Here is a 20,847-nt window from a genome sequence, read left to right on the forward strand (position 1 = left end):
CAAGGGAGGAAACCAATGTTACAAGAACTAGCCTTTACAGGCCAATGGAGACGCTATCAAAAACGCGTTCTCGATAAGAGTGACGCTTTTATGGCGGATGGCCATCTGCATTTGGTAGCAGCGCCTGGCTCTGGGAAAACAACCCTGGGTATCGAATTTATCCGGCGCTTTGGTCAGCCAACCCTGATCTTAGCTCCTACTGTCACCATTCGTCAGCAATGGGTGGACCGGATTATCCAGGCATTCTTGAGTGATGAAAGCCAAGCGGAGCAATTGATCTCTCAGGACCTCAAACATCCTAAGCTGATTACAGTGGCTACCTATCAGGCCCTACACAGCGCCATGAACCAGGTCGTCGGTCAATCACAAGCTGAGGATACCGATGACCAGGCAGAGATTGAAACATTTGATTTCAAAGGCTTTGATATCTTTACTACTTTCAAAGCCATCTCACTCGGGACCCTTTGTTTAGATGAGTGCCACCACTTACGCAATGAATGGTGGAAGAGTTTGGAAGCCTTTCGTCAAGCCTTCCCTGACTTAAAGATGATCTCGCTTACTGCTACCCCTCCCTATGAAGGGGATCCTGCCCTTTGGGATCGCTATATCCGCATGTGTGGTGAGATTGACGAGGAAATTACGGTTCCCGAATTGGTCAAGGAAGAGACCCTTTGTCCTCACCAAGACTATGTCTACTTTGCCTTTCCAACCAAGGAAGAGCAAGAGCAGTTGGATGCTTTTAGCCAACAAAAGAATGCTCTCTTGCAACAACTGACTTCCGATCCCCTCTTTTGCCAATACCTCCAAAACTGCCAAGCCTTATCGGGGCAGATCAGCGATGATGAATTGCTCAATGATCCCAAGTATCTCTCTGCTACCCTGATCTTTCTTCGAAGCAAGGGGATCGCCTTTCCCAAACGTTTCCAGGAGCTTTTAGGAGCCAAGAAACTACCTGCTTTCACCCTGGACTGGCTTGAAATCCTACTGCAAGGCCTGCTCTTTCAGGTGCCTCACTGGTACAATTTACCAGAGGAATACGAGAAGCAACTGCTTCATGAATTAAAAGCAGCCAGCTTGATCGATCGAAAACAAGTCAAACTGGTCCGCAACAAAAAACAAGACCTTCTGCTCAACCAGTCCCTCGGAAAACTTAATGCGGTTCGAGAGATTTTTAAGGCGGAATACCAGGCCCTCGGAAACCAATTGCGACAACTGGTCTTAACAGACTATATTCGTCAAGATTTTGAAGTTCATCTCGGGGATAAGGATGCCCAATTCACTCAATTGGGAGTTCTCTCCTATTTTGAATCTATTCGCAGGGAAAGCTTAGAGCAAGCAACTCCTCCTGCCATCGCTGTCTTGACCGGCAGCATCGTCATCATCCCTACGGTCGCTAAGCCAAGATTAGAAGAGCTTCTAGGGGCGGACAGACTGACTTATCAAAGTATCGGCCAATTAGCTTCTGACGACTTTCTCAAGGTTCGTTTGGTCGGTTCTCAACATGATTTGGTGACAGCTGTAACCCAGCTCTTTCAAGAAGGGCTTATCCAAGTCGTCATTGGAACCAAGTCGCTTCTAGGAGAAGGCTGGGATGCTCCTTGCGTCAATTCCCTAATCCTAGCGAGTTTTGTCGGCAGTTTTATGCTCAGCAACCAAATGCGAGGTCGTGCCATCCGAGTGTGGCCCCAAGATCCAAATAAGACCAGTAATATCTGGCATCTAGTCTCCATCAATCTTTCTCTAAAGAAATGGTATGAAAAGTCCGATCTTGAAAAGGAAGAAATCGAGGCTATCACTGATCAACTGAAAGAATATAGTCCTGATCTGGAGCTCTTAGAAAGACGGATGAAGCAATTTTTAGGCCTCCATTACAAGGAACCCTTCATCGAATCTGGCATCGAACGTCTAGCCTTTGACAATATCCGCTATACCAAAAAACAGTTGCAAAAACTCAATGAAGAAACCTTAGAGCGCTCCACTCATCGTCAAGAACTCCGAGACGGCTGGCAATCAGCCCTGCCTATTCTGGAGAATATGGAGATTGCAAACGAGGTCCAAGTGGATAAACACTTCCTGCCTCTGGCCCTATTCTTCGATGCCAGGAAGCTAGCTCGTTGGCTGACAGCCGCCGCTTTGACCGATGCTTTCGCCAATCTTTTTTACTACTCACATAGAGGAGGAGGGAATACAGCGTCTCTAATTCTTCTATTCGTCTTAGCTGTTCTCGCTCTCCTTGCTTGGCTGCGCTACTATCTCTATAAGAGCCCTTATAAACGGTTAGAAGTCTTCGGCCAGGCTATTCACCAAGCCCTCCTCCTTTCTGGACAGATCCAGACCCAAGAAACCCGCATCCAAGTCGTACGAGACAGAAAGGATGCCATCAACACGCTGATCTATTTGAAGGGCGGAACCATGCGGGAGAAGGAACTCTTCTCGCAAACCATGATCGAATTTTTTGCACCCATTGAAAATCAACGTTACATCCTAAAAGCACAAGAAAAGGTATCTGATCAGACAGAATATTTCGCTGTACCAAGCCTCTTTGACAAACGAAAAGAAGATGCCCAAGCCTTTGTGGCGCAAATCCGAAAGAGCCTGGGTAAGTATGACCTCGTCTATACCCGAAGTGCCGAAGGCCGCGCCATTCTCCTTGATGCGCGCATCAAGGCCCTAGCCAACAAACAAGAGCGCACCTTCACCAAGAAACAAGTGATGTCGAATTTGAAATAAGAATTTATTTCACAATAAAAGAAAAGTCTAGTAGTTTCATTTCTACTAGACTTTTTCATTACTCAAGTACAATCATAGCCTTAATAGTCTTACGTTCATCCATGTCCTTATAAGCTTGGTCGATATCTTCCAGTTTATAGCTTGAAGTAAAGACACGACCTGGATTGATATCGCCATCAAGGACAGCCTTAAGCAAGAACTGTTTGTCGTAGGTAGTGACCGAGGCTGCTCCACCTGCCACCGAGATGTTTTGAGCAAAGGTCGAACCAAGGGCACGATTATTGTAATGAGGCACGCCGACAAAACCCATGCGCCCGCCATTATGGAGGACTCCAAGAGCCTGCTCAACAGCCGCCTCTGTACCCACACATTCAAGAGCTGCATCTGCTCCGCCGCCAAGGATTTCACGGACCTTGGCAATGCCTTCTTCACCACGCTCCTCTATGACCGCCGTTGCACCAAATTCCAAAGCCATTTGTTGACGATCTTGGTGGCGGCTCATAAGGACGATTTGCGATGCTCCCCGCATCTTAGCTGCGATAACCGCACATTGACCCACTGCTCCATCCCCGATGACCACTACTTTGTCACCAGGCTTCACGTCTGCTACACGCGCTGCATGGTAGCCCGTCGGCATGACATCCGCTAACGTCAAGAAGGATTTGAGCATGGCTTCTGTATAATCAGACGGTTGCCCTGGAATCTTGACAAGGGCCCAATTAGCAAAGTGGAAACGGATGTACTCTGCTTGCACCCCGTCAGACCAGTTGGTGCCAATATGGCGGTCACAAGTCCCATCATAACCAGCACGACAGGCATCACACTCCCCACAACCATGGGTGAAAGGCGCAATGACAAAGTCTCCTGGCTTAACCGTTGTAATGGACTCACCGATTTCTTCGACGATCCCAATAGCTTCGTGGCCACTATTTTGATGACCTGCTTCAATATCAGGATTACGGTAACTCCAGAGATCGGATCCACAGACACAGGTGCGAACGATGCGGAGAATGACATCATCTGGCGCTTCAATGTGTGGACGTTCTACTTCTACTAGACCCACTTGCCCAGCTTTTGTATAGACTGTTTTCTTCATAGGAACAACCTACTTTCTATTGCTTACTTATCTACAGTATACACTTTTTATCGAGCTTCTGCTCAGACCAACTCGTCATTAATGGTGGTGATGATCATGCCCATGATGTTGATCCACTTCCAACTCTTCGATCTTGCGTTTATGGGCTCGGTGGGTTGCCAAGTCTTCATCAACCTCAATGGTGACGTTTTGAAAGCCACAATCTTTGAGCAAGGTACGAATCGCTTCTTTGCAAACCTCCATGTGGTTGACATGCTCTAGACAAACATGGACAATGGCGTTTTTTTCCAAACCATCCATGGTCCAAAGATTGAGCTGATTGATACTAGCCACATGGTCCAATTGCTCCAAATCACTCTTGACTTGCTGGATATCTACTCCTTCTGGCACGGCATCCAGGAAAATCTTGAGCGTGCTCCAAAAACGTGGAATGGCTTTTGACAGAATAAAGATGGAAATGGCAAGAGATAAGAGCGGATCCAGAATATACCAGTCGGTAAATCGGAGGACAATGGCCATTAGGATGACAGCCACCCAGCCCAGAGTATCTTCCAGAAAATGCAGGCTGAGAATGGATTCGTTCTTGGTTTGCCCCTTGCGAATGACGAGACTCGCTAGCACATTGATGCTGACGGCTATGATTCCAAGCCAGAGAATGCCCTCATCGTTGACAGGTTGTGGGTGAAATATTTTCGTTATATTTTCTAAAATAACCAGAACGGACCCTGTCATGAGAATCACTGCCGTTACCATGGCCCCTAAAAGGCTAAAGCGCTTGTAGCCCAAGGTATAGTGGCTGTCTTCTTCACGGTTAGAAATGCTCTCCAAAAAGGCGGAGATCCCAATAGCGATCGCATCCCCCAAGTCATGGACCGAATCCGCAAGGACAGCGCTGGATCCAAAAATCCCTCCTGCAATAAACTCAACAATGGCATAACTCAAATTCAAGAAAAAAGCGATCCAGACCGCATGTTTTGTCTTCATAATCCTATTTCCTTTGTTATAATAGATTCATGAACATCATGTTCATTATCATTATCTAACATTCACAACAGAAAGGATAGGGGCAAACCGTTTAGGGTGTACGTTACTGAACAGTTTGTTCAAAGTGTCCATATGACTGCTCAGGATCGTCGTATTACTAAGACTCGAAAAGCCATCTATAATGCTTTTTTACAATTACTCAACCAAAAAGACTACGAGGCCATCACGGTTCAGGAAATCATTGACTTAGCCGATGTGGGGCGATCAACCTTTTACAGCCATTACGAAAGTAAGGAATTATTGCTAGATGAACTCTGCCAAAAGCTCTTTCACCATCTCTTTGAGCGTGCTGAACACCTCTCTCCACAAGACTACCTGGCTCATATCTTCCAGCATTTCAAAAAAAATCAAGACCATGTGACTAGTCTCTTGCTCTCTAAAAATGATTATTTTATCCGGCAACTGCGAAAAGAACTAGAACACGATGTCTACCCAATGGTAGCCGACGAACTCATCAAGGCCCATCCAACTCTCCCTCACTCTTACCTCAAACACCTAGTCGTCAGCTATTTCATCGAAACCCTCAGCTGGTGGTTGAAAAAAGGCAAGTCCTACACCGAACAAGAAGTGATCCAATTTTATTTGGAGATTCTGAAAGTGGGTTCGAACTAGAAGGGAGTATTTTCAATGACCAGCGTGCAATTTTACTTTCTATTTCCATCACTCTTCATGCTTCACGAACTCGAAGAAATCGTTTGGATGCCATCCTTTGTCAAAAAAATATCAATCCAGTATCCAAACAATCGAATCCTAACTTATTACACTCCTTTTGCTTTCAACTTTATTGTCTTGGAACAATTTCTCATCCTAATGACGTCGCTATATCTTAGTTACCAGTTTAACAACTATAGCATTTACGCAAGCATCATAATCGCTTATATCTACCATGTCTTAGGACATCTGATTCAGACAGTCGTTATTCGAAAATATGTGCCTGGATTGTTGACGGGCATTTTAACGAGTTTGTTTACTCTTTGCAATCTCAAAAATGAATTTCCAATTAAACTTTATGGTTACTCTCTTTTTATCTTATTGGTTATTATTTTAAATCTTGTAGTATCATTTATGATTCTTCATAAAATCAGTCATAAAAAATAGTACTCAGGCAATCATATCTTAGAAAGGAAACCCTATGTTCTTCCACATTCTTCTCGGCTTTTTTACAGCCTTCTTTGCCCTTGCTTTTGCTCTTCTTCACTTATTGGCTTCTCTTTCTGAAGTTAAAAAAGGGAATCACACTCTAGGAAATACATTTCTCCTCATCGGAAGTAGCCTTGCGACCTTATCTCTCATCCTCTACTTCTTTTTACCGATTGTCGCTCTAGTCCTTTGGCTGATCGGCTGTGGTTTGATTTGCTACGGGGCCTATTGGAATGGGAAACACAAAGAAAACTTCCACCCAGCCCACCACCTGATTCGGGTGGGCATCGCTCTGGTCCTTACCATCTTGTTAGCCTTGTTATAAGAAAAGCTCAAGTTTTCAAAAAACTTGAGCTTTTGTAGTTTCTATTTGTTAAGCCATCAACAGCATGAGAATAGGGATCACCACCATGGTTGCAAGGGTCGTCTCTGTCACCATGACGGCTGCATAATCACTATCAGCTCCGTAAAGTCTGGCAACAACTGGCGCATTGGTCATCACAGGCATGGCGGACTGGATGATAAAGACTTGCTTCATCAAGCTTGGAAGAGGCACCCAGTAGACGATGGAGGCCATCAAGAGAGGGGCAACCAGGAAGCGACCTAGTAGAATCAATAGCTGATCTTTTCCCAGAACCAACTGCTTCACGCCTACATGAGACACTGACAAACCGATGAATATCATGGATAAGGGGGTCGTTAAATTGCCCAGATACTGCAAATCACTGGCTAGAAAAGCTGGCAACTTGATCTGCAGCATCACCATGACTAGACCTAAGAGAAAGCCCATGAGGGGCGGAGAAAAGACTTTTTTCAGACTGGTTTTGAGATCAAACTGCGCTTCTCCCTCACCATCCCGCTGGATGAGATAAGTTCCCAAAGTCCAGAAAAAGGTCGTATTACACATGTAATAGATCAAAACATAGGGAATGCTGGCATCTCCAAAGAGGGCTTGGTTAATGGGAAGCCCTACGAAAATCGTATTGGAATTAAAAAACATGGAAATAAAGAGGCCACGACGGTCCTGTCTTACTGCAAAGATCTTGGCTACTGCTGTCGCGATGCCAAGCAAAATAACCATAGACAAGGCAGGAAACCGCAAGGCTGGCAACATTTTAAGCAGATCTGCTGCTGTGAAGCGCTGCGTAATGGTGTAGAGCATATAGCAGGGAAGAGCAACTTGAGTGACCAATTTAGCGAGTAGGCCACGCGACTTATCATCGAACCAGCCTTTTTCACCAATGACAAAGCCCACTAAAATCATACCCAGGATGACGAGAATCCCTGATATGCTCCTCAAAAAGATGTCCATGTTCTCCCCTTTTCTTTTTTAAATTTGAACTAGAAAATCTCATTTTTTACAAGTCTTAAAAACTACTCTAGTATATCACAAAAAGAGGTGGAGCAACATGCCCAACCTCTTGTATTTTATTGATTGTTACTAGTAGCCTTTCTTAGCTGCCTTACTCCATTGGTACCAACCAACCAGACTGTTGATAAGGTAAATCAAGAAAAACCAATAAAATGGTGGGGACTATGGCGAAAATAGATGATTCAGTTAAAAAGAAAGTTCCAGAATTGCGATTAAAGGATTCGCGGATGAATGGGAACAGCGTAAGTTGGGAGACGAAGTTCGAATAGTGATGGGACAGTCTCCTAATTCAGAAAATTATACTGATGATCCTAATGGGCGCTAAAAATGCGAAGACCTATGAAGACCTATTTTGTATTAGTCAAACAAAAGATCCAAAAGAAATGGTATATGATTATGACCATGAAATAAAGTAAAACCAAACCGAGTGATCTGAGGAAGCACCCGATGATCATGAAACGTTATTAAACACAAAAGTCACCCATGTGAGTTCTTGCCAGAAGCTGAAGTTAATCCTTCAACCTGGAAAACCCGCAGAGGTGACTTTTTCTATACATCTCGATTTTTCTGGCAATAATCATTAACCGATAAATATGTCTGTGAATCACCCAGCGACTTCGCTATGTCCATAATCCGCGGTGGTAGTAATCCCACTCGCTGGACAAGTTCGTGATCGCTGAATAATTCCCGTGGACTGCCGGCGAAGCCAAACTTCCCGTATTCCATAACATACACCGACTCAAACTCGGCGGCGACCCAATCCATGTCATGGGTGATGGTCACAACTTGGTGGCCCGAATCAGCCAACTGATGGAAAATTGCGGTCAACTTGCGCCGGCTTTCCCAATCAAGCGACATCATCGGCTCATCAAATAAATAAATCGCCGGATCCACTGCCAAAACTGTGGCAACGCTCAACAGCTTGCGTTCCGACAATGACAGGTCATATGGACTTTCAGCTGTTTTATCATCCAAGCCAACTCTTTTTAGAGCCGCTAAAGCCCGCCTCGTAATCGTGTCGTGGTCATCCATGACCTGCGCGACACTCCACTCCACCTCTCGTTGAACGGTCGGGTTGAAAAGCTGATCGTCAGGATTCTGAAAAGTAATCCCAACCTTCAGTAACTTTTCGACTGGTTTAAGATCATTAAAATTTTCTCCATCGATCTTAATCACACCGGTTTGTGGTGTCAGCAAGCCCGTCAACAATTTGAAGAGCGTTGATTTGCCGGCACCATTTTGGCCGACAATCGCCACCATCGGATCGGCGAAGTGTTTGTCTTCAACATCCAAGCTAAAGGACCGTTCCGGATAAGTGAACGTCAGGTGTTTCAGTTCAATTGTGGACATAACGAACCTCCTTCAGTTCAGCGTCATTCACCGGATACCGGCCATCAGCCAAGTGCCAATCCATTTTTTGAGCAAGTTGCTGGATTGTCGGGGCTGGAATCTGCCAGTCAGCTGCCAAATGATTAAACACCTCACCCGGCCTGCCCTGGGCTACCATTTGACCCTCGTGCAGCACCCACACAACGTCGGCGACTTCGCACAAATCGTCAATTTCACTGGTGACAATGAAGACAGTCGTCTCTTTGACTTGGGCCAGCCATTGGAAAAATTGTCGGCGGCCAAGGGGATCCATCTGACTGGTCGGATCATCCATAATCAAAACAGCCGGGTTAGCCACAATCGCCGTGGCAATTGCCAACCGCTGGATCTGACCACCGGAAAGGCTCTCGGGACGCAAATTCAGCTGTTCAATCAGCCCCATTTGCGTGGCAACTTCTTCAACCCGTTTTTGAATCAGTCCTTCAGCCATTCCCTGATTAATCAAGTCAAAGGCGATTTCATCGGCAACCGTGTCTGCCAACCCGCTTAGTTGGCCAGCTGGATTTTGCAATACAACTCCATTCATGGCATTATAAACCGGCCAATTGTCGGACACTCGCTGGCCAAACATGTGCCAGTCGCCCTCAATCTCAGCAGACACAATTTTGGGAATGACTCCTGCCAGCACACGGCACAAAGTCGATTTGCCGGAGTGGCTATTCCCGATAATCCCAACCACCTGGCCGGTATGAACCTCCGCGTTAATTTGACGCAGTTGTGGTTGCTCAGTACCCGGATAACGGGTGGTCAAATTTTCAATTACAATCCGTTTATCTTCGTCCATATCTTCCACCCAATCAATAAAATTGCCAATCCAGTCAGACCAATGTGCAGCGTCCGCGACAGGCGATACACGCGCTGGGAGGTTCTGACAGTCCGGTTGGGATTATCAAAACCTCTCAGTTGGAGAGAAATCGACCGCGCCATCGATTGATCCAAGGTCTTAATCACCAATGGAATTAGAACCGGCAGGACTGACTTTAATTTCTGAATCAACGTTTTTTGCGGATTGGTTCCGCGAACTTTTTGTGCCTGCTGGATTTTCCGCATATTGCGCATCATTTCCGGCAAAATATAACAGACCGACATCAGAACGTAGACGGTTTTATAAGACAATCCGGACAGTTCCAAATAGGCCGCGTTTTCTGAAATACTCGTGGTCACCATAAAAAAGCCACTGGTCAAAATAATCACCAATACTCGACAACCCAGAGTGGTGGCGTAAATCAGGCCTTCTTTGTAGAACGATACCCCAAGCACAGAAAACAGCACAGTTTGATTCCGACTGTAAAATAACCCTTGGATGATCAGCATAGTGCAAATCAGAAACAGGCTGAATCCTAGCGCCTTAAAGGTGGTAGAACTCAATTTGGAAAATAACAATAGCAGTGTTGCGACAAGAATTAATCCGACCTGAAGCAATAAATTCATACTGGCAAAGCTCAACAACGTCATGTCCAAGATGAACAAGAGCTTAGTAATCGGATCGATCACCTGGTACCACTTGAGCTTGACCCGTGGCGCTCCAGAAATCAATGTTTGATCAGTCATCATTTATCACCGCTAAAGAAGTGCACCATCCGCTTCGGCAGCTGACGATAGATGAAGAATGCCAGGTAGGCCACGCAGACTTTATCCAAAATATCCAAGACAAACTCATCGGTAAATGAGGCCAGCCACACTGGTACATGATTGGCGACCATTACCGCAAACAATGAGTCACCCCAAGCGATACCGGTCTGACCACCCCAAAAGATGACGTTGAGTGGCGTTGAAATGACAGCTGAAACGATGGCAATAATAATAGCAGAAACAAATACTCGTCGCGCTGACGAGAACCACCCATTGGCGTGCAAAACTCCGACAGCAATCCCAATTCCGATGCTGGTAATCGCATACACGGTTGAAATTGGCGATAAGGTCAGCCCATAGATCACATTGTTGATGAAACCACTGATGGCACCGGCAACCGGCCCAGCCAACATGCTGGCAAGAAAGGTTCCCAAAGACCCCAGCCAAACGGGCAACTTTAACCCCTCCGCCAAGGCTTTAGCAACATAGTTAATCCCCACGGCAGCGGGAATCAAAGTCATGGTGGCAGCACTTAACTTAAATTTCCACATACTGGTACGATGAATCGGTTCTGTTTTCATAATCTTCTCCTTTTGTTTTTAAAGAGCCGTGTCTGTTTAGACTTTCGGACGCAACGCTCTATAGATTTTTATGGTTGAACTGCCTTCATTCTAGCAGAATCACCTTAGTCGACATCGGATCCTCTCCTTGAAAACACTTGTTCAACAGTTCACAATTAATCATACTCCCTTTCCCTAAATTGTCAAGGATTTTTTAAAATTTTCTTGAAAATGTTCGGAAAATGGGTTTCAACTACTCCCCTAACCCTAATTGAAAGGGTTGTAACTCCCCATCATCCGATCATTCTGTACCAGAAGAACAAAAAACAAACACCATTTCTGGTGTTTGTTGTGAACAGAGAAAAACTGTTCTTTTATATAAATCTAATAACTTCTTTAAAGTTTTATTTATTGGTGTTATTCGACCATCTTCTGAAACTTTCCTCTGTGAGAAAAGTGCTAGAAACAATAATGTTTCTAGCACTCGGAATTATTGAGACCTTAGGCTCAATAATTAGTCATGGAACTTCTTCGAAGTTCGCTGACGTCCGCACTCACCTATGGAAAGTTTCTAAGATGACTTTGTCTTTAATATGAACAAACACCATTTCTGGTGTTTGTTTCATTTTATAAAGGAAGCACTAGCTTATTTTTTCTTTTTCTTCAAAATATAAGCTGCAATGCTTGCCAAGACAAAGGCTAAAACTAAGCTAATAATAGAGATGGTCGTACCTGTATTTGGTAAGAATCCTAAGATTTTGCCTGGTTTCTTCGGCTCTGGTTGGCTTGGTTTTTTAGGTTCAGGTTGACCCGGTTTCTTTGGTTCAGATGAACTTGGAGGAGTTGGTTGTTTTGGAGTTTCTTTTGGAACATGCTTGTTAGTAATCACAACATTTCCTTTACCATCCTCGTCGTTACGAGCTTCATAGCCCTTTGGAACACTGACTTCTCTCACTGTATAAGTGATGGTGTTTCCATTTGCTTTTTCATCTAAATCTGCAAAGGTATGGGTCCACTTGTTTTCAGCTGACAATTCTACTTCTTGACCGACTTTTTGATCATTGGCATAGAGTTGAACGCGAATACTCTTCGGACGAATTCCATCCTTGTCATTCTCATCATCCCACTTCTTAGTGACCGTGACGCTTGTCTTACCAGGTGCATGGGTATTGGTAATGGTATAAGCAGCCTGATCAATTGTAGTCGTATATTCAGCTACCTTCTCTTCTTGAAGAGTATAGACGATTTCTTTTCCATCCTTGAATTTTGGTAGACCTGTGAAACTTTCTTTCCAATCTGTCGCATTCGTGAGTTCTTTTTGAGCAACTTTTTCACCATTGGCAAGAAGATTCACAACGATACTTGCTGGACGAAGACCATCTTGATTGTCTTGGTCATTCCAAATCTTGGTCACTGGAATATCGATCACCGCTGGCGTATGCGTATTGGTCAAGATCGTATGAGCAGCGTCAGAGGTATCGGCAGTGACTTGGTAGCCTTCAGGAACAGAGACTTCTTCCACACGGTAGCTGATAGCTTGACCAGCTTTCTTTTCAGCTAATTTGCTAAAGGTATGAGTCCATTGATTGTCCGCTGACAATTCAACTGGGTCTCCTACTTTTTCATCCCCAGCATAGAGTTGAACCTTAATGGATTTTGGACGAAGACCATCTTGGTTGTTGGCATCTTCCCATTTCTTCGTGACTTTCATCTCTGTCAAAGCTGGTTCATGCGTATTGGTCAAGACAACATTGGCCTTGTCCTTATCATTTACCGTTACTTTGTAACCATCTGGGACAGTTACTTCTTTGACTGTATATGCAATTGCTTTTCCAGCTGCCTTGGCATCAAGGTTTTCAAATGCACCTTTCCAGTCATTCGCAGCTGAAAGTTCTAATACTTGATCGGTCGCAAGACCATCTTTGTACAATTGAACTTGAATGCTGGCTGGACGAAGGCCGTCTTGGTTGTCTCCATCTTCCCACTTCTTGCTCACTTCTACTTTGGTCTTTTCTGGTTCGTGCGTGTTGGTCACGACTACTTGACCTGGATTGCTTGCTTCGACGGCTTGTGTGTAGCCTTCTGGAACATCGATTTCTTTGACTGTATAGTTGATAACTTGGCCAGCTTTCTTCTCATCTAGGTTTGAGAAGGTATGGGTCCATTTGTTATCTGCTGACAATTCAACAGCCTTACCAACCTTTTGATCACCAGCATACAATTGAACCTTGATTGTTTTTGGACGAAGGCCATCTTGGTTATTGGCATCCTTCCAGTTTTTCGTAACAGTCAGGCTTGTCTTACCTGGTTTGTAAGTATTGGTAATTGTAGTGCCATCAATCTTAGTGGTGTAATTGTCCACTTTGTCTTCTGTCACTGTGTAGACAACTTTTTGTCCATCTTTATAGACTGGTAGATCTGAGAAGGTATGAGTCCATTCATCTCCTTCACCAGTCAGATCAAGAGCTTGAACCTCTGTTCCATTTGCCAAGAGGTGAACTTTGATGGTAGATGGGCGAAGACCATCTTGGTTTTGTGCATCATCCCAGACTTTCTTGACTGTAACCGTCGTGGTCTCAGGAGTGCGCTTGTTAGTGATGGTGGCTTTTCCATCTGTGAAGCTAGCTTCTTCTGTATCGACCGTATAATGAGTCGGTACTTTCACTTCTTTGACAGTGTAGGTAATGAGCTTGCCATCACTGTCTTTATCCGGAAGATTCGTAAAGTGGGCTTTCCAGTCTGTTGCGGCTGAAACCGTGACTGGTTTTCCTTGAGCTTTGCCATTCTTGTAGAGTTGGAATTCCACACTTTCTGGGCGAAGCCCTTCTTGGTTGTCTTGGTCATCCCAAACTTTTGAAGCTTCAAGATCGAGATACTTGATATCTGCTTCATTAGCGATCTCAACTGGGACTGCTTTTGATCCAACCGCTTTTCCATCCACCGTGACGTGGTAGATTTGTTTGTCCGCATCATAGGTGACAACCACAGCATGTTCTGTTTCATCCAACTTGTAGTTTTCAGGTGCTTTGGTTTCTTTGAGCGTATAGGTTCCTTCTGTTAAGGTGTTAAAGGAAAGTTCCCCTTTTTTATCAGAAGTTGCCGTCGCAACAACCGCGCCATTTGCATCAGTTAAGGTAAATTCAGCACCTTCAAGAACTTTCTTAGGATCATCCTTGTCCACCTTCTTGACGTGGAAAGCAGCCGAGAAGATTTGTGCAGTGACGGTATTAGACTCACGATTTCCTTCATGACCTTTCGCCTTGTAACCAAACTGGTTATGGGCTTGAACAAGACCAGAACGACCGCCGTTATCTTCATTATCTTTGGTGCGTTTTTGCATCAAGGCCTTGACTTCATCAGTCAATTCACTTGGATTTACAACTGGGACACCAAAGCTTGCTTCTCCACGCGCAGGAATCGTAGTCCCAGCATTTGCAACTAACTTGATTCCTGTTACTTGACTGTAATCAGCCACAGCTGTCGTCCAGATATCCTTGTCAGCAGCTTGCGCCATGGTATCTGTCGTAACGCCTGTATCAGTTGTATAGTAGACCGTCCATCCTTCTGGAGCTGTCACTGGTCCACGAAGGCTGACCGTGTATTCTGTCATCCGACCAGATCCGTCTAGTGTGTTAACGTCTTTTACTTTTGGTAGGACATCATAGACGACTCCGTCTTCTACTGCCTTATCCGTATTATTTTTAATGGTGAGTTTGTAGTTAAAGGTTTCACCTGGTTTGAAGGTACGTGTCACAATCGAAGCGTCTGACAGGTCATCATTTTTAGCGATGTATTTGCGGGCATAGATTCCCTCAGCAGCCACAATTGTATAGTTTGATTGGGCATATGGAATCTTATCTGTTGTTGAACCATTCCCGTTCAGATCGTAAACGTCTTCCGTTACCCGATCAGGGTTGGCATTTTCAAGATCGTGGATGCCGTTTCCAGCGACATAAACTTTATTGGTGAAAGTCCCACCATCGTCTTTCCCTTTCAGATCGGCCACGATAAATGGTAGACGCACGCGATTAATATCTTGAAGAGAAGCTTTAATAAACTCTTTTTGGTCCAAATGCATGATGAGAGCTGTCCGTCCAGAATTGTGGTAGTTTTCAATGACATCGTAGCTCTTTAAGAATTTCATCCCTTTTTCATTAGAGGCAAGGTTTCTCTCAAAATCTTTATAGTCGACTTTAAGGGTATTTGGATCATAAAGATCAATGATTCGCAGGTCTCCATAATCCTTATCAGGATCTAAAACTACTTTGGTTGCCATCAAACCAAAACGAATATTTTGTCCATCAGTATAACGAACATCATTGTAATCCGTCGTTTTTGAAATCTCAAAGCTTTCCTTCAAAGGAATCAGCTTAAAGGTCCAATCTGATGTTTGGTCTTTAGCAATATTTGATTGTGTTTGATAAGTGACACGACCTGTATTCTTGAATTCATTCTTGGTCGCATCATTTTCATCGTAACGAGTCTTTTCTGGATCTTTGAAGCTTGTATAGGTATTGAGGCGAATTCCTTGACCAGATTTTAGGACAAAATCATCCTTCATTTCCATCCGCCAACCGACAACGGTTCCATACTTGCTTAAATCAATCAAGCCATTGCCATCTTTGTCTGTTTCCGGCTGAATTTCTTTTTGGCTACCATCTTCTAAAGTAAGGGTCAAGCGTTTTACGTATTTACTGATATGCTCACCAATACCGTAATTTCCTTGCATAAGACGAGCGTAATCAATCTTGGTGAATTTTAACCGAGAGTCCACTGTCTCATCATAGAAAACAAAATTCTTTTGTGTCGAAGGAGTTTTATTATCAAAAGCGATGATCCATTTATAGTTTGCTGCCTTGTATTCAGTTGAATCATAGACATCACCATCTGCTTTTTTAGCAAAGCTTCCAGCCCCTTCAAGGTCACGTGAAGTCAAACGGAAAATAAGAGAATCTTCCGCAGTAATATCTGGTTCTCCCTCTCCACGGTTGGCAGGAATTCCTACGATGCTACCAGTATTGGTCAAATCCTTACTAAGAACGTCCTTGAGGGTTTGGTCTTTTTCTAAGACCAAATCAGGGAATTTCAAGTAGAGGTAACTTGTATCCTTGATTTTGGTCATAAATTCTTGGTGATAAGCTGCTGGATTGTCGTTTGCATCCGCCTTGAAAGTCTTCGTAACTGTACCATCTCCATTGTCTACCCAGCCTTCAGACTTGGTTGTATCAAGAACAGCTGTACGAGTCTTCCCACTTTTATCTGTATAGGTTGGTAACTTATCAGTGATCGTTGCTGATTCTAACTGACGGTATTGACCACCGTATTGACCACGCATTCCGTCCAATTGGAAGGCAAATGGGACAGAAGTTGGTGTTTCAATATAGTTCTTACCATCCACACCTTTGACAATACCTGGCATTGCTTCCGCATAGTCCTTAGACATGGCTTCGTTCAAGTTTTGGTTGATGTACTTGGTGAAGCGATAGTCGTTGTACTTGGGTTTCCAAATGATATCATTGAGCGCTGTTTCCTGCCCATTGATGTTCAAGGTACCCGTAATATCCAATGAATAATTGGTCGGTGCATAACCGACTTTAAATTTTCCAATAAATGGTAGAGTTAGGACCTCTGACTTTTGGTAATTGTTAAAGTGAAGTGTGACTTGATAATCATCTCCAACTTTTGTAACCGTTGGTTTGTCATGCTCTGAAGCACTATTGAAGTCAGGGAAACTAACTTCTCGTAAGTACTTTCCAGGAACCTTCAAGGTCACCGTTACTTCATTAATATCCGTTGTCAAATTCTTAGGGGTGATCTGGATATAACCAGACATGGTATCTCCTGTGTAATAGGACATCCCATCTGGATGGTTCTGTTTATCCCCATACATAAGGGTAACATCCAAGGCCCCATTATCCCCGACTGCTAGCTCATTGGCAAAGGCTGTGATCGCCCCTTGACCAAGCTGGCCTAGCATCATGAAAATTGTTAAAATGGCAAAACCTTTTTTCAAAAAGTCTTTCCATAATGAACGAAGCTTTTTCATGTCTTATCTCCTTTACTTTTGTTAGCCTTCCAAAAGGCCCTCCCTTTAATTTTATCACTTATTTTTTAAAATATCCTTTGCTTTTCAAATTAAATCATCACTATTCAATAATATAGACATTATTTGCAATGATGTCTATATTATAAATCACTATCTGGTACTGATTTCCCCTTTCTTCTATCCAAGGGCAAGAAAATAAAACATTTATAAACAAGGAGGAGCAGTCTGCCAATTCTTATTCTTCCTTGATTTTCTATATATAAAAAACTCAAACACATCTGCTTGAGTTTTGTACACCCTACTATTGGTTGGTTATTTTATCTAACTCTTCACCATTTGAAGGAATCTTTTGTTTTTCCCTTCTCTCTCGTACCCACAGCATGGCTAGTCCAAAGAGGTGGCTGCCAAACAAGGCCGTCACAAAAATCAGCTTGCCCCTGTCTGGATAAGAGAGAGGGAGGCTGCTAAAGCCATAGCGAGCCCACTCGATAAAGATCGGATGCGAAAAGTAAAGAGCTATACTCATTTGCTTTAAATACTGTAAATCATAGCTTTTCAAAAAGGACGATCGCAGGCAGGCATTGACCAAATAAACGGTCACAAAAGGAAGAAGAAAGAAAAAGTTCTTATCAATTCCTTGGTGTTGAAAAATGATGATGCCTTCCATACAGAACAAACCAAAGGCAAGTGCTAGCTTTTGCCAACGGTGAATTCTAAAAGTTTGTGCATGAAAATGGTCATACAGATAATAACCCATATAAATAAAAATGGGCGTGTAAAAGAGACCATTTCGCGCTGTAAAAAATAAATTGCTGTAGAGCTGGTAACCTTTGAGAAGACTTGTGGTGTCCAGATAAGCCGAATAGGTCTCGATCAAGCCCCAGCAGTAAAGAAGAAAGGTGATCAACCCCGTCCAAACCATACCTAGGTGTTTGACCAATTGATTGACCAAAACAAAACCCAGCAAAAAGGCTGGGATATACCAGAGTTGGTAGCACATCCCCAGATAGATCAGTGCAATGAGAACACCTGCTGGAAAAAGATAGATAGGAAGATGGAGACTAGAGAAAAAGAGCCAGGCATAAGGAAGGTAAACAAAACTCCAAAACAAATAGGTTTTTACGATTTTGGCCAGATAGGTCTTCATTTTCTTAGAATTCCCTAGTGATTGCTTGAGGAAAAAGCTGGCACAGACGATAAAAAATGGCACCGCTAGCCGGCCGAGCATACTCTTGAGACCAAAATGCAGTGGCTCATAAGAGGTTAAACGACCACTATGCACCAAAATCACTGCAATCGCAAAGAGGTATTGAAAAAAGCTGATACTAGAGGTGTTATAGAGGGGATTCTTTTGCATATTCCTACTCCTTGCCCAAAGCAGTTTCTATGGTTATTTTAGCATGAAAGGGAAGGCCAAGCAAGGAATCTTACATCCTTATCTACCTTTTTTCCTCTATTTTTGATATACTCAAAGCATGCATAAACAAACGATTATTGATTTTAAAGAGCTTGGATTGCGCCACCTTTTCACCAAGCCTATAAAGGAATTAAAAACTAGAAACCTCGACCAGGTAGAGGCTCTTCTTAGAGAAGTCGAAGCCTACCAGGAGCAAGGCTTTTATGCTGTTGGCTATGTCAGCTATGAGGCTGCTCCTGCTTTTGAGAAGAAGTTTGCTGTCCATCCAGCACCTCTTATGGGAGAGTATCTCCTCTATTTTACGATCCACGAGGAGGTCGAAACCCTTCCTTTCCCAGAGCACTATGAAGCTGTGGATCTTCCAGCCAATTGGAAGGAAGAGGTAGAGGCGCCTGCTTATCAAGAAGCCATCGAGACCATCCATCACCATATCCGCCAAGGAGATACCTACCAGGTCAACTACACCGTCCAGCTTTCTCAAGAGCTAAAGTCTGACCCTTTGACCATCTACAACCGCTTAGTGGTTGAGCAAAAAGCCCATTACAATGCCTTCATCCAGCACGATGATGTCTCCATCCTCTCCATCAGCCCTGAGCTCTTTTTTGAGCAAGACGACCGGCTGCTGACCACGCGCCCTATGAAGGGAACGATGCGCCGTGGTCTCACTAACCAAGCAGATCTTCAAGAAGCTGCTTGGCTAGAAGCCGATCCAAAAAATCGAGCAGAAAACATGATGATCGTGGATCTCCTCCGTAATGACATGAACCGGATTTCGGAGATTGGAAGTGAGCAGGTGACCCGTCTTTGCCAAGTCGAGCAATACTCCACCGTTTGGCAGATGACCTCGACTATTGAAAGTCGCTTGCGAGCTGAGGTCGACCTGGTCCAAACCTTCCGAGCTCTCTTTCCTTGTGGCTCGATTACAGGAGCACCGAAGATCTCCACTATGGAAATCATCCACAAGACAGAGAAGGCTCCTCGAGGTGTCTACTGTGGAACGATCGGCATCCTTCTTCCAAAAGGGAAACGGATTTTTAATGTAGCCATCCGGACCCTTCAAATGCAGGGGGATCAAGCCATCTATGGCGTGGGAGGAGGCATCACTTGGGACAGTAAATGGGAAAGTGAATACCAGGAAACCAAGCAAAAATCAGCTGTCCTTTACCGGCAAGAGCCTCACTTTGAGCTCCTGACGACCGGCCGCATCCACCAAGGAGAGTTGACTTTCTTAGACAAACATGTAACACGCTTGAGAGAAGCTAGTCGCTACTTTGCCTATCCTTATGATGAACCCAAACTCCTGAAAGAACTTCAAGAAGAGCTTGCTCATTTGGAATCCAACCTTGACTATCGTTGTCGGATCGCCTTGCAAAAAAACGGGACCTTTCACCTAGTAATCACGGAGCTGACAGACTTGCCCGCTAGCTATCTACAGGCCCAACTGACCGAGCAAAAGCTTGATTTAGCGACGCCATTTACTTATTTCAAAACGAGTCAGAGAGACCATCTCAGCCAGTCAGATCACGAGCAAATTTTCCATCTGCCAGATGGAACCTTACTAGAGACGACGATTGGCAATCTGGTGCTGGAGATAGAGGGACAACTCTATACCCCACCAGCTCACCTCCCCTTACTCGATGGCATTTATCGGCGCCATCTTCTTGAGACCCAGCAAGTTGAAGAAAAACTCTTAACTCTGAACGATTTAACAGACGCTGATCGTATTTATGCCTGCAATGCTCTTCGTGGTCTCTACGAACTCGATTTTCAAAGAAAGGATTCCTGATGAAACTAATTTTTTTACATGGACTAGGACAAGATGTCCTCTCTTGGCAAGGAGTCCAATTTGCACTTTCACCCTTGCACTCCAAAACTTTTGATATTTTCTCCCATCCAAAAGAAAGCTATCAGGAAGTCAAAGAAAGGTTGATGGAGCGCCTCCAGCAAGAAAGCGAACCCTTTATTCTGGTAGGACTCTCACTAGGTGGCGTGCTCGCTCTGGATCTCTCCAGACAAGACTTCCCGCAACTCAAGGGCTTGGTCCTTGCGGGAACTCAATACAAACTCAACACCAATCCCCTCTATCGGCTCCAGATTCTCCTTTTTCGTCTGCTTCCCAAGCATGTCTTTGAAAAACAAGATGCCAATAAACAACAGATGCTTCAAATCTTGACGGAATTAAAAGGGCTCAATTTAACCGATACCGTTAAAGTTTGCCCTCTTCCTAGCTTGGTGATTTGTGGTAGCAAAGATTGGGCCAATCAATCTTCTTCTAAAAAATTGGCCAATCTCCTGCCAAAAGGCCGCTATCAAGAAATCGCAGACGGAGGCCATCTACTCAATACCGAGAAACCCTATGAACTCGCGCAAGCCATCAAGGAGTTTGTCGCTGGGTTTTAAAATGAAGAGGCTGGGACAAAAGTCCTAGCCTCTCAATTATTTTTGGATTGTCGAGCAAGACGCAGTGGTTGAGTGGGCTCT

15 protein-coding genes are annotated in these 20,847 nt (G+C 44.2%); 6 read left to right on the forward strand and 9 right to left on the reverse strand.

Going from position 1 to position 20,847, the window contains the following annotated elements; genetic code table 11:
• The first annotated feature begins 15 nt into the window (after positions 1-15).
• Positions 16-2,730 (forward strand): DEAD/DEAH box helicase family protein, encoded by a 2,715-nt coding sequence (locus NFR56_RS07315; RefSeq protein WP_251458414.1) that lies wholly within the window; start codon positions 16-18, stop codon positions 2,728-2,730.
• A gap of 58 nt (positions 2,731-2,788) precedes the next feature.
• On the opposite strand, the gene NFR56_RS07320 is transcribed toward NFR56_RS07315, so the two are convergent.
• Together NFR56_RS07320 and NFR56_RS07325 are read right to left on the reverse strand one after the other, a co-directional pair.
• On the reverse strand, positions 2,789-3,826 hold the full coding sequence (locus NFR56_RS07320; protein WP_251458417.1) for a zinc-binding dehydrogenase: 1,038 nt from the start codon (positions 3,824-3,826) through the stop codon (positions 2,789-2,791).
• A gap of 78 nt (positions 3,827-3,904) precedes the next feature.
• The gene (locus NFR56_RS07325; protein ID WP_251458420.1) at positions 3,905-4,810 is read right to left on the reverse strand and encodes a cation diffusion facilitator family transporter; all 906 of its coding nucleotides are present in this window, start codon (positions 4,808-4,810) and stop codon (positions 3,905-3,907) included.
• Between the two features lie 132 nt (positions 4,811-4,942).
• Between NFR56_RS07325 and NFR56_RS07330 the strand changes: the two genes are divergently transcribed.
• The 3 genes from NFR56_RS07330 to NFR56_RS07340 are packed head-to-tail and all read left to right on the forward strand — an operon-like array spanning position 4,943 to position 6,335.
• Complete coding sequence (locus tag NFR56_RS07330; RefSeq protein ID WP_251458442.1) at positions 4,943-5,482, forward strand: TetR/AcrR family transcriptional regulator; 540 nt, start codon at positions 4,943-4,945, stop codon at positions 5,480-5,482.
• Positions 5,483-5,497: 15 nt separating this feature from the next.
• Positions 5,498-5,968, forward strand: coding sequence for an HXXEE domain-containing protein (locus NFR56_RS07335; RefSeq protein WP_251458422.1), 471 nt, complete (start codon positions 5,498-5,500; stop codon positions 5,966-5,968).
• A gap of 34 nt (positions 5,969-6,002) precedes the next feature.
• The gene (locus NFR56_RS07340; protein ID WP_134974622.1) at positions 6,003-6,335 is read left to right on the forward strand and encodes a glucuronide permease; all 333 of its coding nucleotides are present in this window, start codon (positions 6,003-6,005) and stop codon (positions 6,333-6,335) included.
• Positions 6,336-6,383: 48 nt separating this feature from the next.
• Here NFR56_RS07340 and NFR56_RS07345 read toward each other — a convergent pair whose 3' ends face one another.
• The 7 genes from NFR56_RS07345 to NFR56_RS07375 form a co-directional block, all read right to left on the reverse strand.
• Positions 6,384-7,322: an AEC family transporter gene (locus tag NFR56_RS07345; RefSeq protein WP_134974623.1), complete on the reverse strand. Its 939-nt coding sequence runs from the start codon at positions 7,320-7,322 to the stop codon at positions 6,384-6,386.
• A 609-nt stretch (positions 7,323-7,931) separates the two neighbouring features.
• Positions 7,932-8,732 (reverse strand): energy-coupling factor ABC transporter ATP-binding protein, encoded by an 801-nt coding sequence (locus tag NFR56_RS07350; protein ID WP_134974624.1) that lies wholly within the window; start codon positions 8,730-8,732, stop codon positions 7,932-7,934.
• On the reverse strand, positions 8,719-9,555 hold the full coding sequence (locus NFR56_RS07355; protein ID WP_049490421.1) for an ABC transporter ATP-binding protein: 837 nt from the start codon (positions 9,553-9,555) through the stop codon (positions 8,719-8,721). The genes NFR56_RS07350 and NFR56_RS07355 overlap by 14 nt, the downstream gene beginning before the upstream one ends.
• The gene (locus NFR56_RS07360; RefSeq protein WP_193389732.1) at positions 9,531-10,322 is read right to left on the reverse strand and encodes an energy-coupling factor transporter transmembrane component T; all 792 of its coding nucleotides are present in this window, start codon (positions 10,320-10,322) and stop codon (positions 9,531-9,533) included. The genes NFR56_RS07355 and NFR56_RS07360 overlap by 25 nt, the downstream gene beginning before the upstream one ends.
• Positions 10,322-10,924, reverse strand: a complete 603-nt coding sequence (locus NFR56_RS07365) for an ECF transporter S component (protein ID WP_251458425.1) — start codon at positions 10,922-10,924, stop codon at positions 10,322-10,324. Before NFR56_RS07365 ends, NFR56_RS07360 begins: the two co-directional genes overlap by 1 nt.
• Positions 10,925-11,549: 625 nt before the next feature.
• Entirely contained in the window at positions 11,550-16,949 is a 5,400-nt protein-coding gene (locus tag NFR56_RS07370) for a Cna B-type domain-containing protein (RefSeq protein ID WP_251458428.1), read from the reverse strand.
• A 301-nt stretch (positions 16,950-17,250) separates the two neighbouring features.
• Positions 17,251-18,306: an acyltransferase family protein gene (locus NFR56_RS07375; RefSeq protein ID WP_251458431.1), complete on the reverse strand. Its 1,056-nt coding sequence runs from the start codon at positions 18,304-18,306 to the stop codon at positions 17,251-17,253.
• 118 nt (positions 18,307-18,424) lie between these two features.
• On the opposite strand from NFR56_RS07375, the gene pabB reads away from it, so the two are divergent.
• Complete coding sequence (gene pabB, locus NFR56_RS07380; protein WP_251458434.1) at positions 18,425-20,152, forward strand: aminodeoxychorismate synthase component I; 1,728 nt, start codon at positions 18,425-18,427, stop codon at positions 20,150-20,152.
• Positions 20,152-20,766, forward strand: a complete 615-nt coding sequence (locus NFR56_RS07385; protein WP_251458438.1) for an alpha/beta fold hydrolase — start codon at positions 20,152-20,154, stop codon at positions 20,764-20,766. Before pabB ends, NFR56_RS07385 begins: the two co-directional genes overlap by 1 nt.
• The last annotated feature ends 81 nt before the right edge of the window (positions 20,767-20,847 follow it).

Origin of the sequence: Streptococcus caecimuris (genome assembly GCF_943193075.1) — a bacterium.
Classification (GTDB): Bacteria; Bacillota; Bacilli; order Lactobacillales; family Streptococcaceae; genus Streptococcus; species Streptococcus caecimuris.

Coding starts and splice junctions, on each gene's coding strand:
- NFR56_RS07315 (WP_251458414.1), top strand. CDS start 16: ATGTTACAAGAACTAGCCTTTACAGGCCAATGGAGACGCTATCAAAAA.
- NFR56_RS07320 (WP_251458417.1), bottom strand. CDS start 3,826: ATGAAGAAAACAGTCTATACAAAAGCTGGGCAAGTGGGTCTAGTAGAA.
- NFR56_RS07325 (WP_251458420.1), bottom strand. CDS start 4,810: ATGAAGACAAAACATGCGGTCTGGATCGCTTTTTTCTTGAATTTGAGT.
- NFR56_RS07330 (WP_251458442.1), top strand. CDS start 4,943: ATGACTGCTCAGGATCGTCGTATTACTAAGACTCGAAAAGCCATCTAT.
- NFR56_RS07335 (WP_251458422.1), top strand. CDS start 5,498: ATGACCAGCGTGCAATTTTACTTTCTATTTCCATCACTCTTCATGCTT.
- NFR56_RS07340 (WP_134974622.1), top strand. CDS start 6,003: ATGTTCTTCCACATTCTTCTCGGCTTTTTTACAGCCTTCTTTGCCCTT.
- NFR56_RS07345 (WP_134974623.1), bottom strand. CDS start 7,322: ATGGACATCTTTTTGAGGAGCATATCAGGGATTCTCGTCATCCTGGGT.
- NFR56_RS07350 (WP_134974624.1), bottom strand. CDS start 8,732: ATGTCCACAATTGAACTGAAACACCTGACGTTCACTTATCCGGAACGG.
- NFR56_RS07355 (WP_049490421.1), bottom strand. CDS start 9,555: ATGGACGAAGATAAACGGATTGTAATTGAAAATTTGACCACCCGTTAT.
- NFR56_RS07360 (WP_193389732.1), bottom strand. CDS start 10,322: ATGACTGATCAAACATTGATTTCTGGAGCGCCACGGGTCAAGCTCAAG.
- NFR56_RS07365 (WP_251458425.1), bottom strand. CDS start 10,924: ATGAAAACAGAACCGATTCATCGTACCAGTATGTGGAAATTTAAGTTA.
- NFR56_RS07370 (WP_251458428.1), bottom strand. CDS start 16,949: ATGAAAAAGCTTCGTTCATTATGGAAAGACTTTTTGAAAAAAGGTTTT.
- NFR56_RS07375 (WP_251458431.1), bottom strand. CDS start 18,306: ATGCAAAAGAATCCCCTCTATAACACCTCTAGTATCAGCTTTTTTCAA.
- pabB (WP_251458434.1), top strand. CDS start 18,425: ATGCATAAACAAACGATTATTGATTTTAAAGAGCTTGGATTGCGCCAC.
- NFR56_RS07385 (WP_251458438.1), top strand. CDS start 20,152: ATGAAACTAATTTTTTTACATGGACTAGGACAAGATGTCCTCTCTTGG.